The sequence below is a fragment of the Streptomyces sp. P5F9 genome (assembly GCF_057961495.1).
Window position 1 is genome coordinate 1 of record NZ_JBXVPZ010000248.1, and the last position, 14,056, is coordinate 14,056.

General features: G+C 68.6%; 10 protein-coding genes. 7 read left to right on the plus strand and 3 right to left on the minus strand.

Annotated features, from left to right (window positions below):
* Positions 1–19: 19 nt before the first annotated feature.
* Together AC31A1_RS31590 and AC31A1_RS31595 are read right to left on the minus strand one after the other, a co-directional pair.
* The gene (locus AC31A1_RS31590; RefSeq protein WP_489656604.1) at positions 20–3,118 is read right to left on the minus strand and encodes a discoidin domain-containing protein; all 3,099 of its coding nucleotides are present in this window, start codon (positions 3,116–3,118) and stop codon (positions 20–22) included.
* Between the two features lie 193 nt (positions 3,119–3,311).
* Positions 3,312–3,473, minus strand: coding sequence for a hypothetical protein (locus tag AC31A1_RS31595; protein ID WP_489656605.1), 162 nt, complete (start codon positions 3,471–3,473; stop codon positions 3,312–3,314).
* 487 nt (positions 3,474–3,960) lie between these two features.
* Between AC31A1_RS31595 and AC31A1_RS31600 the strand changes: the two genes are divergently transcribed.
* From AC31A1_RS31600 to AC31A1_RS31630, 7 genes are all read left to right on the plus strand, one after another.
* On the plus strand, positions 3,961–4,722 hold the full coding sequence (locus tag AC31A1_RS31600; RefSeq protein WP_489656606.1) for a FadR/GntR family transcriptional regulator: 762 nt from the start codon (positions 3,961–3,963) through the stop codon (positions 4,720–4,722).
* A gap of 193 nt (positions 4,723–4,915) precedes the next feature.
* Positions 4,916–8,125 carry a discoidin domain-containing protein gene (locus AC31A1_RS31605; protein ID WP_489656607.1) on the plus strand — a complete coding sequence of 1,070 codons (3,210 nt, stop codon included), beginning with the start codon at positions 4,916–4,918 and terminating at the stop codon, positions 8,123–8,125.
* A 97-nt stretch (positions 8,126–8,222) separates the two neighbouring features.
* Entirely contained in the window at positions 8,223–9,320 is a 1,098-nt protein-coding gene (locus tag AC31A1_RS31610; RefSeq protein WP_489656608.1) for an enolase C-terminal domain-like protein, read from the plus strand.
* A gap of 32 nt (positions 9,321–9,352) precedes the next feature.
* On the plus strand, positions 9,353–10,738 hold the full coding sequence (locus tag AC31A1_RS31615; RefSeq protein ID WP_489656609.1) for an ABC transporter substrate-binding protein: 1,386 nt from the start codon (positions 9,353–9,355) through the stop codon (positions 10,736–10,738).
* On the plus strand, positions 10,735–11,667 hold the full coding sequence (locus AC31A1_RS31620; RefSeq protein WP_489656610.1) for a carbohydrate ABC transporter permease: 933 nt from the start codon (positions 10,735–10,737) through the stop codon (positions 11,665–11,667). The genes AC31A1_RS31615 and AC31A1_RS31620 overlap by 4 nt, the downstream gene beginning before the upstream one ends.
* Positions 11,664–12,578 carry a carbohydrate ABC transporter permease gene (locus AC31A1_RS31625; RefSeq protein ID WP_489656611.1) on the plus strand — a complete coding sequence of 305 codons (915 nt, stop codon included), beginning with the start codon at positions 11,664–11,666 and terminating at the stop codon, positions 12,576–12,578. The genes AC31A1_RS31620 and AC31A1_RS31625 overlap by 4 nt, the downstream gene beginning before the upstream one ends.
* A 366-nt stretch (positions 12,579–12,944) precedes the next feature.
* The gene (locus tag AC31A1_RS31630; protein WP_489656612.1) at positions 12,945–13,613 is read left to right on the plus strand and encodes a hypothetical protein; all 669 of its coding nucleotides are present in this window, start codon (positions 12,945–12,947) and stop codon (positions 13,611–13,613) included.
* Here AC31A1_RS31630 and AC31A1_RS31635 read toward each other — a convergent pair.
* On the minus strand, positions 13,529–14,056 hold a 528-nt coding region (locus AC31A1_RS31635), incomplete at its 5' end, for a hypothetical protein (RefSeq protein WP_489656613.1). The two genes, AC31A1_RS31630 and AC31A1_RS31635, sit on opposite strands and share 85 nt — an antisense overlap.

Genomic DNA, 14,056 nt, shown 5'->3' on the forward strand with positions numbered 1-14,056 from the left:
GGTCAGGAAGCGGGAGGGGTCAGGCGTTCCAGACCTGGAACTCGGACAACTGGCCCGCGGGCCAGCCGGTGTTGGCGGTGACGGTGACTCGGAAGTAGCGGTCGGTGGCCGCGGGGAAGGTGAGCGTCAAGGTGTTCTTGGTGCCCGGGTCGAAGGTGTGGGCGGCCGACGCCTTCAGGGTGGTGAAGGTGCTGCCGTCGGTGCTGCCGCTCAGGGTCAGGGTCTGGGTGCGGGCGCCCCAGGCGGCGGGCAGTTGCAGGACCACGCGGGAGGCGCTGCGGGCCGAGCCGAGGTCGACCTGGACCCACTGCGGAAACGTGTTGTTGGCGCTCTCCCAGTAGGTGTTCTGGTTGCCGTCCGTCACGTTCGACGACGGGTACACGTCGGTGTGGCTGGACTCACTGGTGGGCTTGCCGGCGGCGAGGTTGGTGTTCGCGGTCTCGGTGCCGGTGCCCGAAAGGGCCACCGTGGTGGGGCTGTTGGACTGGTTGCCGGTCAACGTGAGGGTGCCAGCGCGGGTCCCGGAGGCGGTGGGTCCGAAAGTGACGGAGACCGTGCAATTCGCCCCAGCTGCCAGGGAGTTGCCGCAGATGTTGGTCTGGGCGAAGTCGCCGTCGGCGGTGATTCCGGTCAACGAGGCAGTGTCGGCACCGGAGTTGGTGACCGTGACGGTCTGTGCGGCGCTGGTCGTGTTCACGGCCTGGTCGGCGAAGGTCAGTGACCCCGGAGTCGCGGACAGGGTGGCCGACGGTGCGCTACTCCCCGTAGCGAAGCCGAAGTTGTTGATGTTCCAGCCGCCGCTGTCCTGGTCGAGCGTCAGAACCTGTCGGCCGGCGGGCAGAGTCACGTGCGTGGTCGCGGTGCCCCAGGTCTGCCAGTCGCCGGTGGCGGGCAGGTCGACGGCTCCGGTGAGATTCGTGCCGGAGGCGTCCGACAGGTGCAGCGCGCCGGGCACCGCGGACGGGGCCGCGACGCGCAGGTCGAGGGTGTAGGTGCCGGCCGTGGCGACGTCGACCGTGTAGCGGAACCACTGTCCGGCGCCGGTCCAGCCGAGGTTGTAACCGCCGCCGGTGTCCGAGGTGTTGTCCAGGTCGACGCCGTCGGCGCGGTAGGAGGTGGCGTTGCCGTTGACGGAGGTGACGCTGTACGCGACGCCCTGGCCGCCGGTGTCGTAGTCCTCCGCCTGGACCGTGCCGGGCACCGCGGCCGGAGTGCCGCCATAGGGGCCCTCGGGGGCGGGCGGCGGCCAGTGGTTGTCGCTCAACGTGGCGACGAAACCGGTGGAGTTGTTGACGAAGGCCGAGGTGCCGGAGCCAAGTCCCGTGACCGTGTTGCCGGTTATCGTCGCGGAGCCGGTGGGCGCGGGGTAGAACGGCGGCGAGATCGCGATGCCGTTGCGGCCGGGGGCGTTGACGGTGTTGTCCTGCAGCAGGGTGTTGGTCGAGGTGGAGAAGGCGATGCCGTCGTAGAGGGAGTCGGTGACGGTGTTGCCGGTCACCGTGACCTTGTCGACGGTCCCGGTGTTCTGGCCGTCGCCGCCGTTGCCGATGTGCAGAGCGGGTTGGCCCTGGCTGTAGGCGTTGCCGCCGGAGCGGACCACGGTGTTGCCTGTCACGGTCGCGGACAGCAGGTCGCTGCCGTTGGCACCGAAGCGTCCGGCGCCCAGGCCGATGTAACGGGCCGTGTCGCTGACGTAGTTGTCCTTGACCTGGTGGCCGCTGCCGCCGTAGATCCCGATGCCCTTGCCGCCCCAGGGCGCGATCGAGGTGTTGCCGCTGACGGTGACATCGCTCATCGGGTTGTAGTGGGTCTGGGAACCGTCGCTGTTGGTGTTGTACGCCACCGAGTTGATGGCGATCGCGTCGTCCCCGGTGCCGCGGACGAAGTTGTTGGTGACCGTCAGGTCGTTGCCGGTGTCCGCGCCCAGCGACACGTTGTTGACGTTGATCCCGTCGGCCCAGATCGACGTCAGCCTGCTGTTCTTGACCGTTCCGCCGGTGCCGGAGGCCCAGAAGCCGGACATGGTGTGCTGGGTCCAGATGCCGTCGGCCGACCAGTCGGTGCCGGTGGTGTCCATCGCGCCGCCGTCCCCGCCGGTGGTGCTCCGGCTGACGGCGTTGGCGTCGATGTGGAAGTTGCGCACAGTGCATGAGGTCAGGTCGAACAGGGCTGCCAGCGGTGTGCTGTTGGGGACCGGGACGTCACGGTAGACCGTGCTGTACCAGAGGCCCGCGCCCGCGATGGTGATCCCTTGTGCGTCCAGTCCCGCGGTGCCCTTCACGTAGAAGGTGCCCTGCGGGATCCACAGGGTCTTCCCCTGCTGCTCGGCCCGGTCGATGCAGTTCTGGATGGCCGCCCGGCTGTCCACGGACTGGCTGTCGGCGGCGCCGTTGGTCGGGGTGTCGTCCGCCACCGCACCGCAACTCGTGATCGAGATCGAGTTGGCCGGCTGCGTCTGCGGCGCCGGCGGGTTCTCGACGTCGACGGAGTCCACGTCGTAGAAGGACGCGCTGTTGTCGGAGTCCTTCCGCAGCGAGAACGTGGCGCCCGTCGGGATCGGGGCCCCGGTGACGAAGGCGTGCGACTCGTCCCAGAAGACCCTCGGGTCACCGTCGGCCGGGTTCTGGTCGTCGCTCGTGTTGTAGTTGCCGTTGCCCTCATACACCCAGCTCTGCCGGGAGTTGAGGTTCAGCGCCTGCCGGAACACCCCGTTGACGTACAGGTTCAGCGTGCCGGTGAGACCACCGCCGGACGCCGAATCCGGAATGCCGGCCCGGACGTTGAGGAAGGAGATCGGCTGCCCGGTGGTGTTCGTCCACTGCACCGACTGGCCCGTGTCGCCCAGGTGGACATAGGAATGGCCGGACGCCTCCAGGGCGGCGCTGGAGTACTGCGTCGTCGGCGCCGAGGTCAGCGACCGAACAGCCGCGCCGCCGGCGGGAGTTCCCCCCTCGGCTTCATAGACCGAGAACGGCGTCGTCGCACCCACCGCCGCGCTCGCCACGCCCTTGGCCGGCGACGCCTGCTGTGTGGCGGCGGCCGGTAAGACGGACACGCACAGCGCACCGACCGCGGCGACGGCCACCGCCAGGTGCCGGGGTCTGAGGATCGTCAGCATGTGAGGCTCCTTCACGGAGTGGGGGGAGACCGGCGCCCCGACCGTACAGAGACCCCATCCACCCCGCTAGATTCCGACGAAGTAAAGAATGAAATATGCAAGTCACTGCAAATTACTTGCAGAGATATGCAAATCACTGACGTCACAAAGGTGCGACTTCCGCCGCCCGCGCGGCTGCCGTGTCGAGGTCCAGTCATGCTTCCTCGGTCAGGTCGGTGGCGGCCCAGCGGGCAGCGGACACGACCTCCTCCGGGGTACGGAAACCCGCGACCACGCAGGCCACGCCGGGGTCGCAGAGCGGCGTGCGGGAGTGCGGTGCCGTGCCGATCGGACACCCCGGCAAGATGCCGGGCACGACGCAGTGCCGATTCCCAGGCGGGGCCGTGGTCGAAGGTGGCGTCACTCGTGGGGTGAGGACGGCTGAGCAGACCGGAGTTGAACGGGGTGGCGGACCAGCGTCTCGGGTACGGCGAAGCCTCCTGCCGTCAGGTCGGATCCGGTGGGTGTCGTAGTAGCGCCTCCCTGTGTCCCAGGCGGCATCGAATCCCAGCGTGCCGACCTGGACGCTCGTACGACCCAGGGGGCGTGCCCTCACGAGATTCCCGATTCCGCGGCCCTCGCGGCATAGAGAAGGATCTGCTTCATCTGGCAGGCAGGACCTTAAGGATGGGATCCATTCCGCGCAACACCCGGGCAGGAGTGCACAGTTCAGCACGCTTTGTCAGGGTATTCGCTGGACTCCCGACCGAGATCTGTCCGATGTCTTCCCAACTCACAACGGCAGTGCCATATTGGCCACGAAAAATGAACCTGATTCATTCGTGACGCAAGAGGGGTTCGCCTTGGGTGACTCAACACCGGCCTACCGTCCGGGATATGAACTGGTCGCGGAACAACTGCTGGAGTACATCGCCCAGCAGAACCTGCGACCCGGCGACCGCCTCCCCACCGAGCAGGGTCTGGCCCAGATCCTGGGAGCGTCCCGCAACGTCACCCGCGAGGCAGTGAAGGTGCTGGCCGCCATCGGCCGGCTCACCGTGCGGCGAGGCGCCGGCATCTTCGTCGCCGCCTCGGTCGGCGGACTGCTGGACGACGAACTCTCCCACTTCCGGCCGACCGGCATGGAAGACGTCCGCATGCTCCTGGACTACCGCAAGGTGATCGAGTCGGAGACAGCACGCCGTGCCGCCTCCCACGCCACCCCGATCGAGGTCCGGGCCATCCGGGAGAGCGCGGAGAGTTCCCTGACGGCGGCCACGATGAACGACGTGGACACCTTCGCCAAGGCGGACGCGGCCTTCCACGACTCGGTGGGCGCCGCCTCGCACAACGTGTTCCTCCGGGCGAGCGTCGCCGGCGTGCGGCGCCTGGCGTCCCAGTCCGACGTGCTGCTCTTCCACGGTGACGTGCCCGGATCGCTGGAAGTCGCCGCACACCAGCATGTGGCCATAGCGGAGGCGGTCGCCGCGGGGGCGGCCGATCTCGCCGAGCGGCTGATGGTGGAACACATCGGCACCACGCAGAGCCAGTTCGAGAGGAAGATCCGCGACCGGCTGTTCAGTACCGGGGCCCAACCGCCCGCCCCGGAGGCACCGACCTCCTAGATCCGGCCGACCCCGCGTGTGTCACCGCACAGCGATCGGGCCGCCCGACACCCTGAAGTCCCGGTGGACGACCGGGACTTGCAGGTATCAACCTCCCTCAGGCGATTGGATAGGTGTGTCTCATCCGTCTGCGCGCAGGGGCGCTTGGACGCCGCCGCGAAGAAGTTTCCCCGCCGCCTTCGTCGTGGCCGCGATGGCAGCCGCCCTGCTGAACGCCGTGCCGGCCCAGGCGGCTCCCCCGCCGCAGGACCTGAACATCTACGTCTCTCCGACCGGCCGGGACGCGGGCTCGGGGACCGCCGCACACCCCTTCAAGACCCTTGACCACGCACGAGATTACGTACGGGACGTCAAGCAGAAGGCCAAGGGCGACATCCACATCCGGCTCATGTCCGGCACCTACCAGCTCAGCCGTACGTTCACCCTGACCGCGCGGGACTCCGGCCGCGACGGGCACCGGATCGTCTACGAGGCCGCCCCCGGCGCGCATCCGGTGATCAGCGGGGGCAAGCAGGTCACCGGCTGGACGCCGGCCGACTCGGCAGGGAAGGTCTACAAGGCCGAGGTGGGCGACATCGACACCCGCCAGCTTTATGTCGACGGCGAGTTGGAGACCCGGGCGCGCAGCGGCAAGAACCCCGCCGGCTTCAGCCAGACGTCCACCGGCTACGCCTTCACCGACTCCAGCCTCAACACCTACAAGCGCCCCTCGGACCTGGAGGTCGTCAGCTCCTGGGGCTGGAAGCTGATGCGCTGCCCGGTGCAGTCGATCGCCGACAACAAGATGACGATGCAGCAGCCCTGTTGGCACAACGCGCATCTCCAGCAGGGCCAGGAGATCCAGAACCCGACCTGGCTGGAGAACGCCCGCGAACTGCTGGACACCCCCGGTGAGTGGTACCTGGACAAGGGCGCGGGCGAGATCTACTACATGCCCAAGGCCGGCCAGAACCTCTCCACCGCGAACGTCACCGTGCCGCTCGTGCAGGACCTGGTGGACCTCGACGGCACCAGAACCGCGCCGGTCGGCAACGTGTCCTTCCAGGGCATCACCTTCTCCAACTCCACCTGGCTCGCGCCCAGTTCGTCCGAGGGCCTCATCGAGGGTCAGGCCGGTTTCCGGATGGTCGGCAACGACCCGGACTTCGACGCGACCCGCCTGAAGTGGCAGAAGACGCCCGGCGCCGTCAACGTCTCCTACGGCCACGGCATCGGCTTCGAGGGCAACACCTTCACCCATCTCGGCGCGGTCGGGCTGAACCTGAACACCGGCACGCAGGGCACCGACATCACGGGCAACGGCTTCCGCCAGATCGCCGCCACCGGCATCCAGATCGGCGGGGTCGACGTGATAGACGCCCACCCCGACGACCCCCGGGACATCACCAAGGACACCAGGGTCGCCAACAACGTGGTGACCAAGGTCGCCGACCAGTACAACGGCTCCATCGGCATCCTGGCCGGCTACACCGACCACACCACCATCACCCACAACAAGGTCTACGACCTGCCCTACACCGGCATCTCCGTCGGCTGGGGCTGGGGTCTCACCGACCAGGGCGGCGACACCAACTACCCGGGAAACCTGGGCGTTCCGGTCTGGGACACCCCCACGACCAGCCGCGACACCGAGGTCACAGACAACGAGATCTACGACATCATGAAGTCGCAGGCCGACGGCGGCGCCATCTACACGCTGAGCTCCAACCCCGGCGGCGTGGTGTCCGGCAACTACATCCACGGCACACCACCTCCCGCCTACGGCGCGATCTACCACGACGAAGGCAGCCGGTACTGGACGAACACCGGCAACGCCCTGTGCGACGTCGCCTACCAGTGGCTGTTCCTCAACCACGGCATGGACATCGACGCCACCGGCAACTTCACCACCCAGCCCGCGTACTCCACCCAGGCCAACAGCACGGGCAGCACCATCACGGGAAACACCACCGTGGGTTCCTGCGCCCAACTCCCGGCTTCCATCGTCAACAACGCGGGCCTGCAACCGAGTTACCGCCACCTCGACCCGGACCCCGCCGTCACGGACCACCAGGCGCCCAGCAGCCCCGGCACTCCGAGCGCGGTCACCGACTTCCCGACGATCGCGGACCTCACCTGGCCCGCGTCCACCGACGACATCGCCGTCACCGGCTACTCCGTCTACCGCGACGGCAAGCTCGTCAGCGCCACGGGCAACACCTCGGTGCGCCTCCCGGGCCTGACCGCTGGCAAGACATACGCCTTCCGCATCACCGCCCGTGACGCCGCCGGCAACGAGTCCGCTCCCAGCCCGACCCTCCGCGTCACCATGCCCTCGGGCACGGACCTCGCCCTCAAGAAGCCCGTCACGGCCTCGTCGTACTCCGAGGACAACACCCCGGCCAAGGCGGTCGACGGAGACCTCTCCACCCGCTGGGCCCAGGGCCTCGGCCTGCCCGACCCGTCCTGGCTCCAGGTCGACCTCGGTGCGTCGTACGACGTGAACGGCGCGATCACCACCTTCGAGAAGGCGAGCGGCTACAAGTACCGCATCGAGGTGTCCCCCGACGAGGTCCACTGGAAGACCCTCGCGGACCGCACCGCCGCGAACACCACGGCGGCGACCGACTACGCCCACACGGACACTCCGGTCGCGGGCCGTTTCGTCCGACTGACCGTCACCGGCTCCAGCTGGAACGGCGGCAGTATCTACGACTTCCAGGTCTACGGCACCCCGAGGACCGTCACGGACCACACGGCCCCGACCGCTCCCGGACAGCCCACGGTCAAGCCGCTGCTGCCCGGCCTGGTCGATGTCAGCTGGCCCGCGGCCACCGATGACACCGGCGTGACCAGCTACGTCGTCTACCAGGACGGCAAACGGATCGGTGTCACCGACGCCACGACCCTGCGGGTCCCCGGCCTGACCGCCGCCACGGAGTACTCCTTCACCGTCGTGGCACGCGACGAGGCGCTGAACGCCTCCGCCCCCAGCCCGGCGGCGGCGGTGACCACCCCGGCCGACAACGACCTGGCCCTGAACAGCTCGGCGACCGCGTCCTCCGAGTCGGAGGGCTACGCCCCGGCGAAGGCGGTCGACGGAGACCTCTCCACCCGCTGGGCGCAGGGCCTGGGACTGCCCGACCCGTCCTGGCTCCAGGTCGACCTCGGCAAGGACACCGCCGTCTCCGCCGTGGTCACCACCTTCGAGTTGACGAGCGGCTACAAGTACCGCCTGGAGTACTCCACCGACGTCCGGAACTGGTCGACGTTCGAGGACCACACAGCCGAGAACACCACCACGCGGACCAACTACGCCTTCGCCGGCACCCCCGTCACCGCACGCTTCCTGCGCCTGACCGTCACCGGTTCCAGCGGGAACGGCGGCAGCGTCTACGGATTCCAGGCGTACGGCGGCTTCTGAGCACTCGGCTTCCGAGCACTCCGCTTCCGCGTACTGCGCTGCCGCGTACTCCGCCCTCGAGCCGAAACCTTTCTCCCTACAGAAGACGAAAGCCAGGATGAAGATCACCCATGTCGAAGTGCACCGGATCGATGTTCCGGCAGCCAGTCCGCCCTTCCGCTGGCGCGACGGGCTGAGCGGAAGCGCTCCGGTGGGCGACGGCGCGGTCCTGCACATCGGGACGGACGAGGGAGCCGAGGGCGTGGCGGTGTTCGCCCGTCCGGGCGCCCACTCCACCCTGCGGGACCTGGTGGACCGGGTCTTCCGCGCGGAACTGGTCGGAGCCGACCCGTTCCAGCGGGAGTGGCTGTGGCACCGGGTGTGGGAGCTGGACCGAATCCACGAACTCCCGCTCCCCACCCTGGGGTTGATCGACACCGCCCTGTGGGACCTGGCCGGCCGCCATCACGGCGAGCCGGTCTGGCGCCTGCTCGGCGGTTTCCGGGACGCCATCCCCGCCTACGCCTCCACCTCGACGTTCGCCGGCGTCGCGGAGTTCCTCGACGTGGCGGACCAGTGCCTGGAGTTGGGCTACCGGGGCATCAAGCTGCACGCTTGGGGCGACGCCCGCCGTGACGCGGAACTGTGCCTGGCCCTGCGCGAGCACGTCGGCCCCAATGTCCCTCTGATGTACGACGGTTCGGCGGGCTTCGACCTGCCCGACGCGATCCGGCTGGGGCGGGCGCTCTCCGAGGCCGACTACCTCTGGTACGAGGAGCCGATGCGGGAGTTCAGCATCTCCGCGTACCAGAGGCTGGCCGAGACCGTGGACGTACCGCTTCTGGTGGCCGAGACCTCCGACGGTGCGCACATGAACGCGGCGGACTTCATCCGGGCCGGCGCCGCCACCTTCGGTGTCCGGACCGGCACCACCCTCCGGGGCGGTGTCACCGGCGCCATGCGCACCGCGCATCTCGCCGACGCCTACCGGCTGCGGGCCGAGGTGCACGGTTCGGACATTCCCAACCACCACCTGTGCATGGCCATCTCCAACACCACCTACTACGAGTCCCTGGTGACCTCGGTGAACGTCGTCCGTGAGCGCCACGTGGACGACCAGGGCCTGGTGCACGCCCCCACGGGACCCGGCATAGCCCTCCCCCTCGATTTCGGCTACGGCAGCCAACTCCTGCCGTTCGTCGAGCAACCGCGCTGAGCGGCGCGAGAACAGAAAGGCAAGGCAAGACGATGGAGTCTTCCCGATCTCCGAGAACCGGCCGGCGTCACTCGCTGCTCCGCGCGGCCGCGGTCACGCTGTCCCTGGCCACCGCGTCCGCCCTGGCCGGCTGCGCCGGCGCCGACACCACCACCCCTGCCGCCTCCGAGCAGTCGGCGTTCAAGCCGGTTGCGCAGAAGGCGAGTTCACAGATAACGGTGTGGGCCGACTCGACCCGGCTGCCGTCGGTGCAGGCGTACCAGAAGGCGCACCCGGAAGTGAAGATGAAGATCGTCACGTACGACGGCGGGGCCGACGGATCGACGTATCTGCAGTCGAAGGTGCAGCTGTTCGACCGCACCGGCAGCGGGTGGCCGGACGTGGTGTTCGGCACGCCGACCGACGTGACCTGGGCGTCGGAGGCCACCAAGCCCGGCGCGCAGCCGTTCGCCGCGCCCCTGGACGAGAAACTCGTACCGCAGAGCGCGCTCGACGGCTTCGCCAAGGGCTCCCTGACACCCTGTCAGTTCAACGGCCACACCTACTGCATGCGCAACGACATCGCGCAGGTCGTGCTCTGGTACAACAAGTCCCTTATGGACAAGTGGGGTTACCAGGTCCCCACCACATGGGAGGACTACGAGGCCCTCGGCACGAAGGTCGCCAAGGAGCACCCCGGCTACCTCGTCGGCTCGGTCGGCGACACCAACTCCCATGAGTCGTACTTCTGGTCGGGCCAGTGCCCGGCGTTCAGCCTGACGAAGCCGGACACCCTGCGCACCGACCTCCAGGACCCGAAGTGCACCCGCATGGCGACACTGCTGGACCACCTGATCAGCGCCAAGGCCATCGCCACCCAGGGGTTCTTCAGCCAGGGCTTCGCCAAGAACAGCGGCAGCAAGGTCCTGATGGCGTACGGCCCTTCCTGGTACGGCCAGTACCTCTTCAAGGCCGGTTTCAAGACCCCGGCCAAGCAGATCGCCGCGGCGCCCCCGCTGACCTGGCAGGGCGAGAGCACGGCCGCCACGGGCAACGTAGGCGGCGGCGTGTGGATGGTGTCCTCGCACAGTGCCAACCTCAAGGCGTCCTCGGACCTGGTCACCTGGCTGACCACCTCGGACGAGAACCAGGCCACCGCGGCCACCTACCCGGCCTACACCCAGGCCGCGAAAGCCTGGCTGGCCAACCCGGCCAACAAGGACTACTTCGCCAATGATGTGAGCGGGCCGTTCGAGCAGGCCGCGAACGAGGTGTGGACCGGCTGGTCGAACACCAGGTTCTCGGACTCCACCGCTTGGTCCAGCGTCGTACTCCCGGCGCTGACCGCCGGAAAGAGCCTGACCGAGACGCTGCCGGCCTGGCAGCGGGAGATCACCGGCGAGGCGAAGACCCAGGGCTACAAGGTGGTCGATCAGTGACCTTGCTGGAGACCGAGCGCGTCGCCGTCTCCCCCGTGCGCCGCCGCACCACGCCGCGGCGCACGGGCCGCGGCCGCGCGGGCTACTTCTTCGTCGCCGGCTACGCGCTGCTGCTGCTCGCGTTCGGCGTCTTCCCCACCGGGTACGCGTTCTACCTGTCGCTCACCAACGACCGGGGCCAGTTCACCGGACTCAACCAGTTCGTGAAGGTCGTCCAGGACTACCGCTTCGCCCCGGCCTTCACCCACATGCTGGTCTATCTGGTCATGTGGCTGGTGACGCTCGTCGTCCTGGTCGTGCTGACCGCCGTGGTCCTGCGCGGCCGCGTGCGGCCAGGCACCTCGGCGCTCTTCCGCTTCCTCTACTACATTCCCGGCGCCCTCGCCGGAGTGGCGAGCGTGCTGGTCTGGCTGTTCATGCTGGACCCCGACGTCAGCCCGGTGTCCTGGCTGCTCACCGCCCTGGGGTTCAAGACGTTCGCCGCGGTCCTGGCGCCCGGCAACCTGCCGCTGATCCTCATGCTGATCGCCTTCTGGACCGGTGCAGGAGGCTGGATGGTCGTGATGTACGGGGCGCTCAACAACATCCCCGACGAGGTGCTGGAAGCGGCCCGCATGGACGGCGCGGGCCCGTGGCGCACCGCCTGGCACATCCAGATCCCGATGATCCGGCAGTGGATCGCCTACATGGCGATCATGGCCTTCGCGACGGGCACCCAGTTGTTCGTCGAGCCCCAACTCCTCCAGACCGCCAGCCTCGGCCGGGTGAGTCCCACCTGGTCGCCGAACCAACTGGCCTACGTCTACGCCTTCCAGCAGGGCGACTTCAACGGCGCCGCCGCCATCTCCGTCGTCCTCCTCGCCGTAGGCCTCCTCGCCGCGGGCCTGCTGGTCGCCCGCTCGAACCTGTTCACGTTGGACGAGAAATGACACAGACGACTCCCTTCCTGACGGCCGTGAGGCGACGCGCCCGCCCGTCAAGAAGCCTCCCCTTCCTGGTCGTTGGACTCCTCCTGGCCTTTCTCCTGGTGTTCTTCGTCCTGCCGGTGATCTGGCTGCTGCTGGCACCGTCGAAGACCGCCGGCGAAGTGGTGCGGGACAACCCGCTCTCCTTCGGCTCGTTCCACCAAATAGGCACGGCCTGGCGGCACTTGTTCGCCTTCCAGGACGGCGTCATGACGAGGTGGCTGCTCAACTCGGCCGTCTACTCGGGCGGTTCGCTCGTCCTGACGCTGGCCGTCAGCGTTCCGGCCGGCTACGCGCTGGCGCTGACGAAGTTCCGGGGCCGCAAGACACTCCTCGTGATCACCCTGGTCACCATGATCATGCCGCAGGCCACCCTGGTGCTGCCGATCTTCCTGGAGCTCAACCGCTTCCACCTCATCGGCACCATCTGGTCGGTGATACTCCCCTTCTCCTTCTATCCGTTCGGCGTGTACCTGGTCTACATCTACTTCGGGAGCAGCCTCCCCAGGGACCTGCTGTCCGCCGCGCGCATCGACGGCTGCACCGAATGGCAGCTCTTTGCGCGCATCGCGCTCCCGCTCGCCAAACCGGTGGTCGGACTGGTCGCGTTCTTCAGCTTCGTGGGCAACTGGAACAACTTCTTCCTGCCCTACCTCGTCCTGCCGAACAGCGAGCAGTTCCCCGTCCAGGTGGGCCTGAACCAACTCCTCACCTCGACACCGTCGTTCAACCCCGTCGCCGGCGCCGGCCTGAACATCACCATCCCCGAACTGGCCCTGGCCATCATCGTCGCCATCCTTCCTGTCCTGGTGCTCTTCGTGTTCTCCCAGCGCACCCTGGTGTCCGGGATGCTCGCCGGATCGAGCAAGGAATGAGCGCCGCCTCCTGTCTGCAGAGGAGTCCGTGTGTACCGGCTCGATCCGCGCTACGCCCCCGCCCCCCCCAGGCCGTCCTCCGCACGGGATGGCAGGCGGTCGCCTCCCAACTCCCCGACGGCCCGGCGGTGTTGGCCATCGACGGCCCCCGTCCGTCGACTGGTCCCTCCTCGCCGATCGCCTCGAACACCACTTGACCGAGCGCGGTGTCGCCGTCACCCTGCTCGACATCCGGAACCACTACGCACGGCCGGCGCTCGTCAGAAGCCGTACCGAACGACTTGCGGACGCCGACGACCCCTACTTCCGCCTCGTCTACGGCCCGGCGCCGCCCTCGTCGAGCACGACCTGCTCTGGTACGCCGATGTGCCCAAGCGCTACGTGGAGGCCGCAGTCGGAGCGGGCGAGCCGGGCGCCAACCTCGGACTGCCGGGCGTAGAGCCCGGCTTCAGGCGTCTCTTCTACATCGACTGGCCGATGCTCGACGGCCGACCGCTGGAGGGCACCGTCTCCCGCCGCGCGATCCTCGCCCGCTACGGCGACCCCGCCGGCGACGTGAGCGACATCGCCTCGCGAGCCCGGGCCGGGGAGGAGCGGGCCCAGTGGGTACTGGACGAGGCCGTCACCGGACTGGGCCTCGTACTGGGCCCGCGCATCGTGGGCTTCGGCGCGACCGTCCTGGTCGTCGGAGGCTCCATGGCCCGTTCCTGGGACCTCGTCGCCCCCGCCCTGTCCACCGGTCTCGTGACCGGCGGCTGGACACCGGACGACACGTGTGCCCCCACGGATCCACTGGTCTCCCGGAGCTCGTGCGATACGGCCTGCCGGCTCCGCGGGGGACGCCGCACTGGTGGGCGCGGCCCGCGCGGCGGTGACACCCGGCACCACCTGTCCGTGGAAGTCTCCAGCCCCCTTCAGCCGTATCGCCGCGAACTGCCGGACGCGGCCGGTCAGTTTGCCGCGTCCAGTGACCAGAGCGGAGTGCTGCCGGCGACGCGGCAGGTGAGGAAGTACAGGGGTATCGGCGGCGTGTAGGGCTGCCCGGTCTCGGGGGAATGGATCAGACGGGGATGCTCCAGGCCCGGTTTCGGGCGGGTGCTCGTCCATGAGGGGTCGGCCACCTGGGCGCCGATCGCATAGCTGACGGACGGCGGCCAGATGACGCCGATGTGCGAGCCGGCCGGCACGATCCACCACCAGCGCCGGGCGTCGGCGAAGATGCAGCCGACACGCTGAAGACGGTCCAGGATGCGTTCCCCGTGTTCCCGGGGCATGCCCACGGCGTCGTATCCGAGGTTCGCGCGTAACGGCGCCGGGATCACCAGGCGTCCGGACCGGATGCGGTCGTACGTCGGCGGCTCGGCGGGAGTCGGGGGCGGAGTGAAGCTGTGAGCCAACGGTTCGGAGGGGGACGGGATCGGGTCGCGGCTGCGCGATCGGTACATGAGGGGGACCCTTCGGCCGAGTGGGGGATGGGC

What these genes read in the sequence shown, in the direction of transcription:
- AC31A1_RS31590 (WP_489656604.1), bottom strand. Translation starts at nt 3,118, where the DNA reads ATGCTGACGATCCTCAGACCCCGGCACCTGGCGGTGGCCGTCGCCGCG.
- AC31A1_RS31610 (WP_489656608.1), top strand. Translation starts at nt 8,223, where the DNA reads ATGAAGATCACCCATGTCGAAGTGCACCGGATCGATGTTCCGGCAGCC.
- AC31A1_RS31605 (WP_489656607.1), top strand. Translation starts at nt 4,916, where the DNA reads ATGGCAGCCGCCCTGCTGAACGCCGTGCCGGCCCAGGCGGCTCCCCCG.
- AC31A1_RS31615 (WP_489656609.1), top strand. Translation starts at nt 9,353, where the DNA reads ATGGAGTCTTCCCGATCTCCGAGAACCGGCCGGCGTCACTCGCTGCTC.
- AC31A1_RS31625 (WP_489656611.1), top strand. Translation starts at nt 11,664, where the DNA reads ATGACACAGACGACTCCCTTCCTGACGGCCGTGAGGCGACGCGCCCGC.